Below are 15480 nucleotides of genomic sequence, written 5' to 3'. Positions count from 1 at the left end.
ATCTCCTTTCGACGAAACGCTTTACTAGGCATTCCTTTCGGGTGCCTCATCGGCGACGCCGGGCCCGCAGCACGGCGCGGGCGGCTTGCTGGCCGGGTATCCCGCAGATGCCGGCGCTGGGGTGCGTGCCGCCGCCGGAGATGAACAGCCCCTCGACCGGGGTGCGATACCCGGCGAATCCGGGCGCGGGCCGCAGCGGCCCGAATCGCGTCGCGACGGGGTCGACGTGGTAGACGTTGCCGTCAGGGGAGCGAAATCGGGCCGCGATGTCGTCCGGGCTCTGCTGGCGGCGGTCGATTTGGAATTCGGCCAACCCGTCGACGTAGTTGGCGGTGTGTTTGAGGACCTTGTCGGCGGTGGGCCCGACGAGCTCCGCCCACGGCCGGGTCGGGTTCACCGGGGTGATGCCCGACCAGAACCAGAAGGTGTCCTGCCCGTCGGGAGCCTGCGACGGGTCCATACCGGTGGGCAAGATGGCGAAACCGGGCACCGGTTCGGGCACCTCGCCGCGGGCGCAGGCCTCCCAGGCCCGGACGTGGTCGTCGAAGCTGGTCAGGCACAGCGCGGGCTTGCGCAGGTCGACGCTGTCGCGGCGGCTGGCCTGATGGGTGGACAGAGCGGCCCGCGCCCCCAGCGCCACGTCGATCTTGAACGACGACGCGCCGGTCGAGGCGGTGGGAATGTGGCGTACCCGTTGGGCAACTTCGTCGCGGAGCACGCCGTCGGGCAGCCATTGCGACAGGGCCACCTTGACGTTGTTGGTGGTGATCACCTGGCCGGCCGTGATCGGCTCACCACTCGCCAGTCGCACGCCCGCGACCCGGCCCCCTCGCATCAACAGCCCGTCGACCGCCGCGCCCAACCGCAGTTGCCCGCCGGCGGCGGCGAAGCATCGCGCCAGGGCGTCGGTGATGGCCCCGGTGCCGCCCTGAAACCGACCCACACCGGAACGATGAATCAACCCGAAATAGATCAACACCCAGGCGGTGCCGTCGGCGAAGATGGGCGCGAAGCACGGCACGGCCGCGAGCAGTGCCCGGACCCGCCGGTCCCGGAATCGGGTCTCGATGAACTCCGCGTGGGAAGTGGTCAGGAACTGCGTCAGCGGCCCGATCCGGCTCGGGTGCCTGGTGGATTTCAGGGCGCCCCGGATGATCCCGTCCACACGGGGGCGCATCGGGTTGGAATTCATGTAGGGCACGACGACGTTCATCGCCGCGTCCAGCGCGTTGGCCAACGCCAGATATGCGGCCGCATCGGCCGGCGAGAATCGACGGATCTCCTCGGCGGTGCGCACCGGGTCGCGGTGTATGCACAACGAACTGCCATCGCCGTCCAGGTAGGCGTACGGGGTCTCGATTTCCAGCTCCCGCAATCCGAATCGGTGCAGCCGCAGGTCTTTGGCGATCGTGGTGGTGCGCCACAGTGACGAATCCATCGCGCCCTCGTTGACCATGTGGCCGGGTGCCCGCGCCAGCACCGGTCGCGTCGATGTCATGCCCCCGACCGCGTCGGCGGCCTCCACCACCAGGACCCGCAACCCCGCCCGGGCGAGATAACAGCCGGCGGTGAGCCCGTTGTGGCCGGCCCCGACGATCAACACATCCGGGGTGGCGGTATCGAGGGCCATCAGCTGGTCTTCCTTTACGGAGCTCCCGCAGAATCTTGCGGGTCTAGTCATATAGTGCTTACTATACTTTCGCACTATCCCCCAACGCATCGAGTGTGTCAACCACGAGGAGGTTGAGCGGTGAACCCACAGATGACGTTTCAACGCGCCTGCGCGATCGGCGGCATCGTCTGTCCGCTACTGTTTTTCCTTGCGCTGGCGGTGGGTGGGCTGCTGCCGCCGCTGATGCCGGGCGGGTCGGCCGCCGATATCGCGAGCCACTACCAGCAGCACGCGAACGGGATCCGCCTCGGCGCCGGGTTGATGCTGATCAGTTCGATGTTCTACGCGAGCTACACCGCGCTGATCTCCGCGCAGATGCAGCGAATCCCGAATGTGCACCAGACCGTCATCAACACCCAGCTCGCCGCCGGCGCGTTCGCCTGCCTGACATTCCTGGTCCCGGCAATGCTGTTCGCGGTCACGGCTTTTCGGCCCGATCGGGCGGTCGACTCCACCCTGCTGCTCAACGATATGACCTGGATTTTCCTGGTGATGCCGTGGCCGCCGTTCATGGTGCAGAACTTCGCGTTCGCGTTCGCGATCCTGACCGACGGCCGCCCCATCCCGCTGTTCCCGCGGTGGCTCGGGTACCTGAATATCTGGGCGCCGATAACCTTCACCCCGGGTGTCATACTCCCGTTCTTCAAGTCCGGACCGTTCGCCTGGAACGGGATCTTTGTGTTCTGGCTCCCCGCCATCGTCTTCGGGATTCAGTTTGTCGCCAACGTGATCTGGCTGTTCAAAGCGATCGATTCGGAATCACACGAAACCGCCTCGGCCCCAACCGAGTCTGGGGCAACCCGATGAGTCCACCGGCAGACGCCCCGATCGGCATGGTGGTCAACCCCACGTGGCAGTGGATCTTCGGACTGCTGCACTTCGGGGTCGCGGGATTGACGATCTATCTGGCGCTGCGCAATCCGATGCGCCACCGCGACTGGTGGGAAGTGCTGTTCCGCACCGTGATCCTGGGCAGCGGAGCGCTCGGAGCCGTCGTTTTTGAGGGCGCGGTCGATCGGGCCGGTAAGCTCTGGTACGCCGAGCACGGGGCGTGGCCACTGGTGCAGTTCTGGGGCACCCACGTCCCGCTGTGGGTCGCTCCCGTCTATCTGTGGTTCATCGGCGGCGGATCGCTGTTCATCATCCAGCGCGTGCGGAACGGCTGCCGGCCCCGAGATTTTCTCTACATCTTCGGCGGGATCGCGATTGCCGACCTGCTCCTCGAGATCCCGATCATCAAGATCGCCAAGCTGTACACCTACTACGGAGGCAACCAGCCGTTCTTCAACCAGCACTGGTTTCCGCTTCCCCTGTGGTTCATCAGCACCAACCGCCTGTTCGACCTGGTGCCCGCGTTGCTAATCCTGTTGCTGATGAGTTTCCGGACCAAGTGGGTGATTTCAGCGATCCCGTTCGTGATGTTCGGCTCGATGTATGTCTCCTACGCGTTCGTCAGCTGGCCAACGGTGTCCGCGCTTCACTCCGGCGTCAGCCCGCTCGTCGCCGGCCTCGCGGCCGCCTACACGATCGTTCTCGGCGTCGCGACGACATTCGCCGGCGCGCAGCTGGCCCCCCGGATGACGAACATCATGATCCACCACAACGGGCCGTCGGCCCGCTCAGGGCAGTCCCCGGAGCAAGCGGCCGAATCCCAGCTCGCGACGACAGCGCGGTGAGGCCAATGCGTCAGCGATCAGGCGCCGGTTGCTCGGATTTACGGATCACCGCCTGGCGCATGACCCAAAACATCACGACGAACCACGCGACGAAAACCGCCACCGGAATCCAGAAGGCGAGGATGCCGTCCCACGCCATCGGCCCGGTCTTGAAGAACGGTATGGCGCTGGCCGGTATCAGCAGTATCGCGACCCAGAAGTTGACGTACGCGACCCAGCGCGGGAACACGGGCACGGGGTTCCTGTCCTGCAATATCGCGAGGCCGATCGCGAAGTACTGAAACGTAAACGGGGCGACCGGCGAAAACGTCATGATGAAGCCCAGATCATGCAGCGGCTGGATGACCTGGACCGGTTGCTCGGGGCGGTAGGCAACCACCGCCAGCACCAAGAAATTCAGGGAGAAGAAAACCGTCCCGAACGTGCCGAGAGCGGTTTGCGCGGTGGATAGGACTCGGTCACCGGTCTCGCTGCGGCGCAACAGGATTCCGACCGCGACCGTGAATGGGACGTAAAGACAGCCACCCCATATGCACAGAACCATTCCCAGACGTTTGAGGTTGGTGTGATCCGACCAGACCTCGGCCACCCTGTCCGGGGGTAGCGCGGGCGACGGGGGTGGTAGAAACCCGGCGAACACCATCCAGCCCAACAAGACGAGGGCGATGCCGACCGGACCGGTCCAGACCAACAGCATCAGATTGCGCGAAGTCGTCGACATGTCGAGCCCTCCGAGTCTTATGGGCGGCTAGCTTAGCGACCGGGTTCGCGCGCGCTGGTGGCGAAGTACAGCGCGTGGGCGGTGCACGCGCCGGGTATGTCGGCGGCGGCCACCGCCATGGTGGTGCTGTCTTCGTCGAATCCGGCGACCACCCGGTCGCCGAGCCGCAGCCCGATATCCTCACCCGCCAACCGGTAGTGCGGCAGATAGGCGGCGTAGCCGACCAGAGCGGTCACGACGGGGCCCCCCGGAAGATCGCGGCGATGCCCTGGCCGCCGCCGATGCACATCGTCTCCAGCGCCAGGCCGCCGCCACGCCGGCGTAGCTCGTGCAGCATGGTGGCCAGGATCCGGACCCCGGTGGCACCGATCGGGTGTCCCAGCGAGATACCGGAGCCGTTCACGTTCAACCGGTCGTCGACGTCGTCGAGCTTGAGTCCCCACCCGGCCAGCACGGCCAGCACCTGCACGGCGAACGCCTCGTTGATCTCGATCAGCGCCAGGTCGTCAAAGAACAAACCGGTTCTCCGGAAGAGCTTTTCGACCGCGCCCACGGGTCCGATGCCCATCCGGGACGGCTCGCAGCCGACCGCCGCCCACCCTTCGAGGTAGCCGAGCGGCTCCAGGCCGAGGTCGTCGAGCCGATCCTCGGCGACCACCAGGCACGCCGCGGCGGCGTCGTTCTGCTGGCTGGAATTGCCCGCGGTCACGGTGCCGTCGCCCATCAGCGGGCGCAGCCGGCCCAGCGTCTTGGGCGTGGTGTCGGGCCGGATGCCCTCGTCGTCGGCGAATTCGATCGGCGCGCCCTTGCGCTGCGGCACCTGCACGGCAACGATCTCCTCGTCGAAGCGGCCCGCACGCCGGGCCGCGTCGGCGCGCTGGTGGCTGCGTGCAGCGAAGCTATCGGCGGCGTCACGGTCGATGCCGTAGTCGACCGCCAGGTTCTCGGCGGTCTCTATCATGCCGCTGATCGGACCGAATCGCCAGATGGGCTGCGACAATTCGCGGCCGCGATCGAGCCGGTCATACAGCGTCTGGTTGCCGGAGCGTGCGCCCCAGCGAGCGGTGGTGGTGTAGTGCTCGATGTTGCTCATCGATTCGACGCCACCGGCCAGCACGACATCGGCGGCGCCGGTCTGCACCATCATCGCCGCGGTGACGACAGCCTGTAGGCCGCCACCGCAGCGCCGGTCGATCTGCAGGCCGGGGACGCTGATCGGCAGGTTGGCGTGCAGCGCCGCCCATCGTCCGATGCACGGTGCCTCGGAATTGGCGTATGACTGCGCGAAGACGACGTCTTCGATGGCCGCCGGATCTACAGCGCTGCGCTCCACCACCGCCTCGATGACGCGGGCGGCGAGGTCCTCGGCGCGCAGGGGACGCAGGCTGCCGCCGAACGTGCCGACGGCGGTGCGAAGCGGGCTGACGATCGCGGCCCGCTTCACGCGTTGCCCCGCCAGCGTCCCGCCGACGGATCCATCAGCGCGGTCAGGCGTTCCTCGGGCAGCCAGATGATCGTTTCCAGCTCAAGCGCGTCCAGGTAACGCACCCGGCCGGAGCGAAGGTCCTCCAGCCTTAGCCGCGGCGAATTTCCCGCGGTGTCGAAAGTCACCGATACTTGGGCGAATTCGCTGCCGATCACCGGGCCGTCGCCCGGCACATTCACGGACTCGCTGTCGCCGAATTCAATGGTCATGGTGAGTCAGATCAGGAAGCCCAGCGTGGGGATTGGCCGATCGTTGTCCACCAGGACGACCTTCTTGTAGGCCAACCGCAACCCGCCGTCCTGGCGGCGCAGCCGGTAGGTCACCCGACCGCCCCACAGGTGGTTGCCGCGGGCGCGGGACTCCAACACGAGGAAGTTCGCACCGACTTCCAGGTCGTCGCCACCACCGGGATTGGCGCGGCCGCCCAGGAATTCGATGTTGGACAGCATCCGCCGCAGGTTGGACGGCGGCGCCTGCGCGTGGCGCTTTCCGGTGCGGACCTGCTTGAGCCGGGTCGCGATCCGACTGCGGTTGTCGTAGATCACCGACATCGTCCGCAGCGGATCTTCGGTGGAGGCTACGGGAACCCAGTAGAGCGCGTCATCGGTCCACAACGCTTCCCAGGCGTCGTAGTCACACTCGTCCGCGTACCGCGCTTCGCGGTAGAGGAACTGCTCCACGTCCCAGCGATCGAAGCCGTCGGGGACCGGCCCCAGCGCCGCGGCGTTGTCCAGCGCTGTGCTCGTCATGATTGCGCCTCCATCAACGTCTTGTACTGCGACCAAAACCCGCGCATTCCGGTCTCATCGGTGGCTCCACCGATGGTGAAGCCGTTCTCGTCGACGCTTTCCCGGCTGAGTCCGCGCCGCACGTCCAGCCACTCGGGTGTCAGGGCCTCGATGCCGAGCTGGTTGCGCTCGTACATTTCGGTGTCGTCGGCCAGCAGCATGCCGGCGGGTCCCACCGAGCCCATGCACTGCGACACCATCCGCTTGTTCAACTCGGGCGCACCGGCCAGCTGGACCGCCGTCGAGTACTGGATGCACTCGCCGACGGCGACCGGTTGGATGTTGAAGACCTGGATCTCGGCGATGAACAGGTTCGGGAAAATCATGACGTGAGGGCCGCCCTCGATGAGGATTTTTTCGGCGTCGGCGCCGTAGCGTTGTCGGATCGCGGCGACGTAGTCGGGCACCCGGTCCTCGGTGGTGCCGAACCAGCGCATCGGTTCGGCGAACTTGCGGAACTCGGGCCGCAGATCGTTTTCGCTGTGACCGTCGCCCAAATCCCGCGTCACCGCTGTCGAGGTGTCGCTGTACAACGCGGCGATCGGACTGCCGGTGACGCCGAAGATCGAGCCATGGACGAACTGCGGGTGATACCCATCGGTTTCGTTCTCCGCCAATAGCTTCCAGTTCGCCCGGGTCTGATGCTGCAGCCAGCCGGCGTTCAACTCGACTCGACCTTCCGGCGACAGCCTGGCCAGCCGGTCGATCTCGCCGGCCGCGGCGCCGAGATGTTCGACAAGGCTGGGGCCATCGGTGGCGAAACTGCCGAACACGAAACCGCGGTAGGTGTCCATTCGCGGCACCCGCCCCAGCGGCAGGTCCAGGTCGCGCCCGCCGTAGCCCTTGAAAAAAGGAAAGCCGACGAGTTCGCCGGTGTTGCGGAACGTCCACCCGTGGTAGGGACAGCGGAAGGTCGACGAATTACCTTTGGCGTCGGCGCAGACCTGGTTGCCGCGGTGCGAACAACGGTTGAGCAGCAAGTGCAGCTGGCCGTCCCGGTCTCGAGTCATGATGACGTCCTGCAGTCCGAGCCGCTTTCGCACATAGTCGCCGGATTGGGACACCTCGCTCTCGTGTCCGACGAACACCCAAGTGCGATACCAGATCTTGCGCAGCTCCTCGCCGAAGATGTCCTGGTCGGTGTAGAGCGAGCCGTGCACCTTGTCCGGTTTGATCAAGCGCTCGTAGCGACTGCCGGCGGCGGCGGCCGATTCAATCAGCGAGGTCACTTATGGCTCCTCTCGGGACAACTCATTGCCGTACCGCTCCGAACTCCGGCCGGCGCTTTTCGCGAAACGCCGCGACCCCCTCGGCGAAGTCATCGCTGCCGAACAACCGTGCCTGGTTCTCGGCCTCGCGATCCAGGATCTCCAGTGGGCTCAGGGATGCCGCCGCGGCGAGCAGCGATTTGATCGCCGCAAAGGCTTGTGCGGGACCGGCGGCCAGGCGCTCGGCATCGGTCAGCGCCACCTGCAACGCCGTTCCCGGTTCGGCGAGCGCGTCGACGAGGCCCATCGCCAGTGCGGCGGGCGCTTCGACGGGGGCCGGCATCATCAGCATCTGGCGAGCGCGGGCGATCCCGACCCGCCTGGGCAGCGAGGCGAATATGCCCATGTCGCCGGCCAGCCCGACATTGGTGAACGTCGTCGCGAAGCGCACATCAGTGGCGGCGACGACACGGTCGCAGGCCGCGGCGAGCGCGGCGCCTGCGCCGTAGGCGGAGCCTTCCACCGCGGCGATGACGGGCTTGGGCGTGTCCCAGATCGCGCGAATCACCTTCTGCGCCAGCTGCACCCGCTCCATGGCCGGCTCGGGTGGGAGCGGCTCCATCGAGGCGATGTCGCCGCCCGAGCAGAATGCAGGGCCCGCGCCGGTGAGCACGATGGCCCGGATCGAGCGGTCGGCGTCGGCATCCTCGAGCGCTTTGGCGAGCTCGAGGCGGACCGGGATGTCGATCGCGTTGCGCTTGTCGGGCCGGTTCAGCGTGATGACCCGCACCGCGGAGCGGTCTTCGACCAGGACACAGTCGGCGGTCATTGGCCGGTGAAATTCGGTTTGCGGCGTTCTATGACGGCCCGCAGGCCTTCCAGCGCGTCGGCGGTTCCGGACAGTTCCGAGACGGTGCGCGCCTCCTCGGCCAGACGTTCCTCGACCGATGAACCGAGTCCACTCCAAACCAGCCGTTTCGTAGCGGACAGCGCCTTGGCCGACATGGCTGCGAGCTCCGTCGCCAGTTGTTCGGCGCGGCTTGGTAGTTCGTCATCGTCGACCACCTCGGTGATCAGGCCGATCTCGAGCGCCTCGGTGGCTGTCAACGTCGGATTGGTCAGCAGGATTCGCAGCGCCTGGCGCAGGCCGACCAGCTGGGGCAGCGTGACCGACGAGCCGCCGTCGGGCGCCATGCCGACCCGGACCGCGCCCGAGAAGAACTTCGCCGAGCGTGCGGCGACGACGATGTCGGAAGCGCACACCAATCCCAGTCCGCCGCCGCCCGCGGCGAAACCCTGCACAGCGGTCACCACCGGCGCCTTGAGCTGAATCAATGCAGCCGTGGCCAGTTGCAGCCACGCCGTCGCCTCGCGCAGGTAGTCAGGGAGGCTCGAACCCTTGGACTCGAACGTGTGGATATCGCCGCCGGCACAGAAATTGCGCCCCTCGCCGGTGAGCAGAACCACTCGCACGGCGGGATCGGCGTGACACGCCAGCACCTGCTCGTGCAGCGCTTTGAGGAGTTCGACGTTCATCCCGTTGGATGCCTCGGGTCGATTCAGGCGCAGCCGGGCGACGCCGTCGGCGACGTCGAGCGCGACCGGCGCGGTGGTTCCTGCGGTGCTCATCGCTGCACTCCTCGCTGCCGAAAAGCGGCTACCCCGTTCGGACCGGCGTGCCCGCAGATGTGGTCGACCACGGAATCGATTTCGTCGTCCAATCCGGCGGACAGCGCGGCCTCGAGGCCGGCGTAGACCAGCCGCTTCACCGACGCGACGGCATCGCGCCGGCGGCCCGCCAGATCGGCCGCGAACCGTCGCACGCGGTCGTCGAATTCGGGCTGGGGGAAACTGCGATACGCCAGGCCCAGACGCACCGCGTCGGCGCCGGAGATCCGGTCCCCCGATAGCAGCAGGCCCAGCGCCTGCTGGCGGCCGACCAGCCGCGTCAGCCGCTGACTGCTGCCGCCGCCCGGGATCATCCCGAACTTGACGTGGTTGTCGGCAATCCGGGCGTCCTCGCTGACCAGCGCGATGTCGGAGGCCTGCATCAGCTCGAACCCGCCCGCCATCGCGACGCCTTCGACCGCCGCGACCACCGGGGCCTCGACGCGCGAGACGGCTTCGCAGGCGCCGCGGAATGCCGCGAACAGTTGGCGCAGCGCATCCGGTCCTTGGGACCGCAAGGACTCCACTTCATCGAAATCACCACCGGCGCAGAAGTTTCCCTCCGCACCCCGAATGACGACGACGCTGACGGCGGGGTCGTTGCCCAATTCGACGATCGCCTGCTCCAACTCACCGCTCAGGGCGAGGGTGATGGCGTTCATCCGCTCGGGTCGATTGAGCGTGATCCAGGCGATCCCGTCGGCTACGTCGCGTAGCACCAGCGTCATCGGCGCATCCCCTGCCCGCGCCCGTAACCGCCGCCGCCGGCGACGCGCTGGTCAAGGAGCGACACAGCCATGAACTACCTTTCCCTACCGAAACCATGGAACCATAGTTTCTAATCCACGTTAAACTAACATTACAGCGGTCACAACAGCCGCCCGGACGAGGAGCAGAGGATGGACCTTGGATTGGCAGGCGCCCGGGTGGTGGTGACTGGAGGCGCATCCAACATCGGGCGCGGCATCGTTCACGTGTTCGCCGCCGAGGGCTCCCGAATCGTGATCAGCGACATCGACAAACCGCAGGCGGAGCGCGTGCGGGGTGAGGCGCAAGCCAGGGGCGCCGCCGACGTCGAACTCGCGATCGACGATTTGACCGTTCCCGGTGGAGCCGAGTCCGCGATTGGTGCCGCCGTGGACAGCTGGGGCGGCATCGATGTCCTGGTGAACAACGCCGGGTGGAGCGTGCCCGGTTTCATCGCGACCGACACCGATCGTGACAAATGGCAGCGCACCATCGAAATCAACCTTTTCAGCGCTGTCGCCGCGACCCAGGCGGCGATCGGTCCGATGAAAGAGGCCGGCGGCGGCGCGATCGCGTTCATCGCCAGCGACGCCGCGTTCGGGCAGATCCGTCAGGGCATCTATGGCGCGTCGAAGGCCGCGGTGGTGGCCCTGGCCCGCACCGTCGCGCGCGAGCACGGCCGCCACGGGATCAGGTCCAACATCATCTGCCCCGGCCTGGTGATCCCCGAGGGCCCCGAGGCGGTCGGAGAGTCGAGCCTTTGGTCTGTCGGCCAGGACAACGTGTTCAACCCCGACCAGATCGACTACATGGTCAAGGGCACCCCGCTGCGCCGCCTGACCACCGCCGAGGACATCGGCCGGGCCGCGGCCTGGTTCTGTTCACCGACAGCGGCTCGGCAGGTGACCGGGCAGCTCATCTCGGTCAGCGGCGGCTACACGATTCCGTAGACAATGTCGTCCGGCTGCTCATTCGGCGCCGGGACTACCGAAATACTCCTGACCGGGCGGTGGGCGATACCCCTGCGCCGAGTTGCGCAGCTGCCAGATCTGGGCGGGGCACAAGATGTCGACGGCGTACGAGACCAGATAATTCGCCGCGAACTCGTCGTTGGGTGTCACGTCTTTTTTCACATCGCCCATGATTTGGGGGTAGCCCTCTCCCCCGGTGACCTTGCCGCAGATCCCGTAGCCATAGCCGATCGCGTCATTGTTCGGAAAGTTGTAGTGCCGCCGCACCGACACGTCGTACATGTATTCCACCTCGGGCGCGGGTTTGGCGTGTGCCCGAGGCGCCACAGCACCCGAGGCTGCGCCGACCGCAACGACACCGACGATTACGGTGGCCAGTGACATGCGACGCTTCATGGCTTACGTCCTTTGCAGTCATTCCGGCGGATCAGCCGCTCCCCCGGTGTACTTCCAAGGAGATCAACAAATTCCCGCAAGATTGTCAAGACCCGGCCGACCGGCCTTTTCTGCTCTCTGCTTTAACGCCCGTTTACAGCACGTCGCGCTACTGGCAGTCCACTCGGCCCGGCACGTGACAGTCGGGAATGACCCAATCACTCAGTGGATCGCTCGGATTGACGCGCTGCGAGCCTATTGGCAGCTCGGGCGCCTTGCCCGGTTCGAGAACGCGCGTATCCACGAATATGGTGGGCATGCTGTTGGCCAGCCGGGACAGGACCCCTCCCTGCCGCGAGCAGATTGTTCCGACGGGTTTGGCGGGGTCCGGCATCGCTTGGGAGCCCGGCCAAACCAAGTTGCAGAGATCTTGGGAACTCAGGACGTGGAAGGGAGGATCGTCGGCATACGCCGGCGTAGTGGCCGCGAACCCGGCGCCCACAACTCCGAACCCGACCACGATCACCACAATCCCCCTTAACATTTCCCCCTCCTAAGGTTGTCAAGCTGACCCGGTGTACTCACCAATCGTGCTGTAAGTGGTTACGCCGCAGCCATTTCGCCGTTTCACGACGCCCTCACCGACCGACGAAGTTGGCATCGCGGCCCTCTTTGAACGCGGCGATGCCCTCCAGCAGGTCGTCGCTGGTCAAGGTGTGCTCTTCGAGTTCGAAAGCCAGCTCGACCACTTCGTCGGCCCGCAGCGAAGTCACGTGGTTCAGTGCACGTTTCGTGCCCTGGACGGCCAGCGGCGCGAGAGCCGCGATGCGCTTGGCGATCTCGCGCGCGCATGGCAGCACCTTGTCCGGCGCGTCGACGATGTCAGTCACGATGCCGAGCTGGTAGGCGGTGGTCGCGTCGAGTGAATCACCGGTGAGCAGGTGACGCCGCGCCCGCAGCATGCCGGCCGCCTGAGGCCACACCAGGCAGCCGCCGTCGCCCGCGACTAGACCCACCTTCACGTGGGTGTCGGCCAGTTTCGCGCTCCTTGCCGCGACCACGACGTCGCACATCAGCGCCACCGTTGCGCCCAAGCCAATCGCCGGGCCCTGTACCGCGGCGATAATGGGCTGGGGCAGGTCGATGAAAGACCGCAGCAGCCTCGCACCTGCTTCGACGGTTTCGCGCCGCGAATCGGCGTCGTCGTGCGCGGCCCGCATCAAAGCGAAGTCCCCCCCGGCGGAGAACGCGTTTCCGGTGGAGCCCAGCACGATCGCGCGGACGTCATCGGTTTTGGCGAGCTCTTCGAGGGCCGTCGCCAGCTCGATCTGCAGCTGATTGTCGAAGCGATTCAATAGTTTTGGGCGAACCAGCGAGATCTCGCTGACGCCGTCGCCGAGGGCGGCTACGGATAATGTTTCGAGGCTGGTGCTCATGAGGCCTCCGCGGTTATTATTAAGACTCGTAAACTCATAAATCGTGTGTGAATCTACCTGATCGAGGGTGAGACCTGAAGTGGCATTTATCGAAGTCGACGCCGGCGTACGGATTCACGTGCAAGATCTCGGCGACGGGCCCGCCGTGGCACTGATTTCCGGTTTCGGCCTCGACCACGAGCTATGGGATCGCCAGGTGCGTGTGCTCACCGAGCGTGGGCTGCGGATCCTGTGCGTGGATCAACGTGGCCATGGGCTCTCCGATAACCCGCTTCATGGCTACGAGATCGAGCGCCTCGCGGCGGATCTCGTCAGCGCGCTCGGCCGGCTCGAAATTGGTAGCGCGACGGTGGTCGGCCACTCCTTCGGGGGGCAAGTGGCCTTTCGCGCCGCTGCGTCGGCGCCCGAATTGGTCACCGGGCTGGTGCTGGTCGGGTCGAACGGTGTCCGTGCCAGCCGCAGCGAAAGCTTCCCATTCGGTGGACCGCCCGGGCCGATGCTGGAGGCCATGGTGGCTGACGAGCACGCCAACCGGGTGGGGGCGCGGTACCGCACGATCGCGTCGGCGTTCGGTCACGAGCCGGATCCGCGAACGGTCGATTGGCTGGTCCGCTGCTCCCTTCGGATGCCGTCGTGGGCCGCGGTCGCGTGCTATCGGTCGCTGCTGACGACCGATCTGCTCGGCGAAATCCCCCGGGTAACCCAGCCGGTGCTGCAGATCATCGGCACCAACGACCCGGTGCACTCGGCCAAGGGCGCCCGTTGGTTGCAGCAGCAGCTGTCCGACGCCACCCTGGTTGAGGTGCCCGATTGCGGGCATTATCCGATGCTCGAAGCACCGGATGTGTTCGAGACCGAACTGCTCAAATTCGTCACCGCTTAGCGGCCGGCGCCGGCTCCAGGGCTTGAACCGATGCCAGTGCCATCTGGGCCAGCAGTTCCTCGGCTTGCTTGGCTCGTCGCCCACCCGGCGGGCGCAGCGCCTCGGACAGCAACAACAATTGGACACCCCGTGTGCCGGTGATGATCTCGTCGGTCGAACGGTCGGGGTAGCACCGCTTTAGGCAGTCGATCCACCGCTGGTTGATGCGGCGTTGCCGACGGTCGTGTTCGCGGCGATAGCGCTCGGCCAGCGACCGCTGCTCGCGCAGCCAGATCGACACCAACCGCTCGTGAGTGTTGGCCAGGCTTACAAACGCGCGCACCAGCTTATTGAGCTCGGCCTCGGGATCCTCGTCGGGTTCGCCAAGGCGTACCAAAATCGTGTCGAGGGTCTTGTCGAACAGGGCCGCAAGGATCGCGTCCTTGCTGGGAAAGTGGCGATAGATGGCCGACCCGGTGGTGCCGGCGACTTTGCCGATCTCGTCGACGCCCACTCCGTCGAAACTGCGCTCGAAGAACAGTTTCTCGGCAGCGGCCAGGATCTTTTCGTCGCGCGTCACCGTAGCAGCGTCTCACAGGCCGAGGCTCTGTCCGATGATTACCTTCATGATTTCGCTGGACCCGCCGTAGATCCGGCTCACCCTGCCATCGAGATAGGCGTTGCCCAACCGGGAGTCACCCCGCAGTGCGGTCGACGGGCGCGACAGCGCCAGGCAGCGGTCGACGACCCGGCCCTGCAGCTCGGTGCAGTACAGCTTGGCGATCGCCGCATCGCTGCCGCTGAGCCGCCCATCGACATGACGCGATAACGCCTGGTCAATGAGCGACTGACCGGCCGCCACCTCGGCCGCGCACTGCGCCAGGGTGAACTTGACCTCCTGCCCCACGCTGCCGGCGCGTTGATGATCCTCGACCGCCCAAGAAAGGGCTGCGGCGGCGGCAGCTTGCGAATTGACCGCGATCGACAAGCGCTCCTGGGCAAGATTCGACGTCAGGTAGGTGAACCCCTCGTTCTCCTCGCCAAGAAGGTTTTGGACGGGGACCCTCATGTCGGTGAATGAGATCTCGGCCAGGTCCTGCGCGCGAAGGCCCAGCTTGTCCAGCTTGCGGCCCCGCGCGAAGCCGGGCGTCGAAGTGTCCACCAGCAGCAGGCTGATGCCACGCCGGCCCGCCTCCGGGTCGGTCTTGACCGCCAGGATCACCAAATCGGCGGCGGCACCGTTGGAGATGAAGGTCTTCGCTCCGTCGACCACATAGTGATCCCCGCAGCGACGGGCCCGCGTCGACATGGCCTTGAGGTCCGAACCGGCGCCCGGCTCGGAGAGCCCGAGCGCGACGACGACATCACCGGAAGTCATTCGTGGCAGCCAGGTGGCGCACTGTTCGGGCGAGCCGTGGTGCAGCAGGTATGGCAGACAGATATCGGTCTGCACGCGCAAACCGCCGATGGCCAGGCCCAGCGCCTGGATCTCTTCGGTCACGATGGCACTGTGTCGGTAGTCCGAACCGGGCATGCCGCCGAACTGTTCGGGCACAGCGATTCCCAGAATGCCGACGCCCGCCGCCCCTCGCCAGAACCGCCGCGACGGCTTCCCGTCGGCCAGCCAGGCCGGATATTCAGGCACCACGTCGTCGTTGAGGAACTTGCGAACCGCGCCGCGGAACTGCTCTTGTTCCTCGGTGAAAACCGAGCGGGTCATAAGGCTCCTTCGTATACCTCAGAGGCATCGTCAACGATCGTTATCCCCGTTGGCGTGCTTGCTCGCCACCGACGGCTGGCGGTCCGTTCTCCGCAGCCGGCGGTGTTGACCAGGCTAAAGCCCCATGTCTACTATTGAGACTAGTTGACT

The 15480-nt window shown here is 66.1% G+C and carries 17 protein-coding genes and 1 pseudogene; 4 read left to right on the top strand and 14 right to left on the bottom strand.

Going from position 1 to position 15480, the window contains the following annotated elements:
* Positions 1-46: 46 nt before the first annotated feature.
* A complete protein-coding gene (locus AC5Y7V_RS25240) occupies positions 47-1630 on the bottom strand; it encodes a phytoene desaturase family protein (RefSeq protein WP_499882771.1) in 1584 nt (527 codons plus the stop codon).
* A 120-nt stretch (positions 1631-1750) separates the two neighbouring features.
* Here AC5Y7V_RS25240 and AC5Y7V_RS25235 point away from each other — a divergent pair, with 120 nt between their 5' ends.
* Together AC5Y7V_RS25235 and AC5Y7V_RS25230 are read left to right on the top strand one after the other, a co-directional pair.
* Complete coding sequence (locus AC5Y7V_RS25235) at positions 1751-2479, top strand: hypothetical protein (protein ID WP_499882770.1); 729 nt, start codon at positions 1751-1753, stop codon at positions 2477-2479.
* On the top strand, positions 2476-3348 hold the full coding sequence (locus AC5Y7V_RS25230; RefSeq protein ID WP_499882769.1) for a hypothetical protein: 873 nt from the start codon (positions 2476-2478) through the stop codon (positions 3346-3348). The genes AC5Y7V_RS25235 and AC5Y7V_RS25230 overlap by 4 nt, the downstream gene beginning before the upstream one ends.
* 10 nt (positions 3349-3358) lie before the next feature.
* On the opposite strand, the gene AC5Y7V_RS25225 is transcribed toward AC5Y7V_RS25230, so the two are convergent.
* The 9 genes and pseudogenes from AC5Y7V_RS25225 to AC5Y7V_RS25185 form a co-directional block, all read right to left on the bottom strand.
* Positions 3359-3937, bottom strand: coding sequence for a hypothetical protein (locus tag AC5Y7V_RS25225; RefSeq protein WP_499882768.1), 579 nt, complete (start codon positions 3935-3937; stop codon positions 3359-3361).
* A 185-nt stretch (positions 3938-4122) separates the two neighbouring features.
* Positions 4123-4305: pseudogene (locus AC5Y7V_RS25220) on the bottom strand (hydroxymethylglutaryl-CoA synthase); the annotation flags it as partial.
* A complete protein-coding gene (locus AC5Y7V_RS25215; RefSeq protein WP_499882767.1) occupies positions 4302-5513 on the bottom strand; it encodes an acetyl-CoA C-acetyltransferase in 1212 nt (403 codons plus the stop codon). The gene AC5Y7V_RS25215 and the pseudogene AC5Y7V_RS25220, both read right to left, overlap by 4 nt.
* Positions 5510-5764, bottom strand: a complete 255-nt coding sequence (locus tag AC5Y7V_RS25210) for a hypothetical protein (RefSeq protein WP_499882766.1) — start codon at positions 5762-5764, stop codon at positions 5510-5512. The genes AC5Y7V_RS25215 and AC5Y7V_RS25210 overlap by 4 nt, the downstream gene beginning before the upstream one ends.
* A 6-nt stretch (positions 5765-5770) precedes the next feature.
* Complete coding sequence (locus tag AC5Y7V_RS25205; RefSeq protein ID WP_499882765.1) at positions 5771-6304, bottom strand: aromatic-ring-hydroxylating dioxygenase subunit beta; 534 nt, start codon at positions 6302-6304, stop codon at positions 5771-5773.
* Positions 6301-7572, bottom strand: coding sequence for an aromatic ring-hydroxylating oxygenase subunit alpha (locus AC5Y7V_RS25200; protein WP_499882764.1), 1272 nt, complete (start codon positions 7570-7572; stop codon positions 6301-6303). The genes AC5Y7V_RS25205 and AC5Y7V_RS25200 overlap by 4 nt, the downstream gene beginning before the upstream one ends.
* A 22-nt stretch (positions 7573-7594) precedes the next feature.
* A complete protein-coding gene (locus AC5Y7V_RS25195; RefSeq protein ID WP_499882763.1) occupies positions 7595-8380 on the bottom strand; it encodes an enoyl-CoA hydratase/isomerase family protein in 786 nt (261 codons plus the stop codon).
* Positions 8377-9180, bottom strand: coding sequence for an enoyl-CoA hydratase/isomerase family protein (locus AC5Y7V_RS25190; protein WP_499882762.1), 804 nt, complete (start codon positions 9178-9180; stop codon positions 8377-8379). The genes AC5Y7V_RS25195 and AC5Y7V_RS25190 overlap by 4 nt, the downstream gene beginning before the upstream one ends.
* Positions 9177-9947 (bottom strand): enoyl-CoA hydratase/isomerase family protein, encoded by a 771-nt coding sequence (locus tag AC5Y7V_RS25185; protein ID WP_499882761.1) that lies wholly within the window; start codon positions 9945-9947, stop codon positions 9177-9179. The genes AC5Y7V_RS25190 and AC5Y7V_RS25185 overlap by 4 nt, the downstream gene beginning before the upstream one ends.
* A 171-nt stretch (positions 9948-10118) precedes the next feature.
* On the opposite strand from AC5Y7V_RS25185, the gene AC5Y7V_RS25180 reads away from it, so the two are divergent.
* On the top strand, positions 10119-10916 hold the full coding sequence (locus AC5Y7V_RS25180; RefSeq protein ID WP_499882760.1) for an SDR family NAD(P)-dependent oxidoreductase: 798 nt from the start codon (positions 10119-10121) through the stop codon (positions 10914-10916).
* A gap of 18 nt (positions 10917-10934) precedes the next feature.
* Here the strand turns inward: AC5Y7V_RS25180 and AC5Y7V_RS25175 are convergent, their stop codons facing one another.
* Both AC5Y7V_RS25175 and AC5Y7V_RS25170 read right to left on the bottom strand, forming a co-directional pair.
* Positions 10935-11333, bottom strand: coding sequence for a DUF732 domain-containing protein (locus AC5Y7V_RS25175; protein ID WP_499882759.1), 399 nt, complete (start codon positions 11331-11333; stop codon positions 10935-10937).
* A 617-nt stretch (positions 11334-11950) separates the two neighbouring features.
* Positions 11951-12748 (bottom strand): enoyl-CoA hydratase/isomerase family protein, encoded by a 798-nt coding sequence (locus tag AC5Y7V_RS25170; protein ID WP_499882758.1) that lies wholly within the window; start codon positions 12746-12748, stop codon positions 11951-11953.
* A 79-nt stretch (positions 12749-12827) separates the two neighbouring features.
* Here AC5Y7V_RS25170 and AC5Y7V_RS25165 point away from each other — a divergent pair, with 79 nt between their 5' ends.
* Positions 12828-13631: an alpha/beta fold hydrolase gene (locus tag AC5Y7V_RS25165; protein ID WP_499882757.1), complete on the top strand. Its 804-nt coding sequence runs from the start codon at positions 12828-12830 to the stop codon at positions 13629-13631.
* Here AC5Y7V_RS25165 and AC5Y7V_RS25160 read toward each other — a convergent pair.
* Complete coding sequence (locus AC5Y7V_RS25160) at positions 13621-14190, bottom strand: TetR/AcrR family transcriptional regulator (protein WP_499882756.1); 570 nt, start codon at positions 14188-14190, stop codon at positions 13621-13623. The two genes, AC5Y7V_RS25165 and AC5Y7V_RS25160, sit on opposite strands and share 11 nt — an antisense overlap.
* A gap of 12 nt (positions 14191-14202) precedes the next feature.
* Positions 14203-15330, bottom strand: coding sequence for an acyl-CoA dehydrogenase family protein (locus AC5Y7V_RS25155; RefSeq protein ID WP_499882755.1), 1128 nt, complete (start codon positions 15328-15330; stop codon positions 14203-14205).
* Positions 15331-15480: the final 150 nt, after the last annotated feature.

The sequence above is a fragment of the Mycobacterium sp. NGS34 genome (genome assembly GCF_059812845.1).
The sequence above is the reverse complement of the archived record's forward strand: the minus strand, read 5'-3'. Positions and strand labels throughout refer to the sequence as shown.

Coding starts and splice junctions, on each gene's coding strand:
- AC5Y7V_RS25185 (WP_499882761.1), bottom strand. CDS start 9,947: ATGACGCTGGTGCTACGCGACGTAGCCGACGGGATCGCCTGGATCACG.
- AC5Y7V_RS25230 (WP_499882769.1), top strand. CDS start 2,476: ATGAGTCCACCGGCAGACGCCCCGATCGGCATGGTGGTCAACCCCACG.
- AC5Y7V_RS25180 (WP_499882760.1), top strand. CDS start 10,119: ATGGACCTTGGATTGGCAGGCGCCCGGGTGGTGGTGACTGGAGGCGCA.
- AC5Y7V_RS25195 (WP_499882763.1), bottom strand. CDS start 8,380: ATGACCGCCGACTGTGTCCTGGTCGAAGACCGCTCCGCGGTGCGGGTC.
- AC5Y7V_RS25210 (WP_499882766.1), bottom strand. CDS start 5,764: ATGACCATTGAATTCGGCGACAGCGAGTCCGTGAATGTGCCGGGCGAC.
- AC5Y7V_RS25170 (WP_499882758.1), bottom strand. CDS start 12,748: ATGAGCACCAGCCTCGAAACATTATCCGTAGCCGCCCTCGGCGACGGC.
- AC5Y7V_RS25155 (WP_499882755.1), bottom strand. CDS start 15,330: ATGACCCGCTCGGTTTTCACCGAGGAACAAGAGCAGTTCCGCGGCGCG.
- AC5Y7V_RS25175 (WP_499882759.1), bottom strand. CDS start 11,333: ATGAAGCGTCGCATGTCACTGGCCACCGTAATCGTCGGTGTCGTTGCG.
- AC5Y7V_RS25240 (WP_499882771.1), bottom strand. CDS start 1,630: ATGGCCCTCGATACCGCCACCCCGGATGTGTTGATCGTCGGGGCCGGC.
- AC5Y7V_RS25205 (WP_499882765.1), bottom strand. CDS start 6,304: ATGACGAGCACAGCGCTGGACAACGCCGCGGCGCTGGGGCCGGTCCCC.
- AC5Y7V_RS25190 (WP_499882762.1), bottom strand. CDS start 9,180: ATGAGCACCGCAGGAACCACCGCGCCGGTCGCGCTCGACGTCGCCGAC.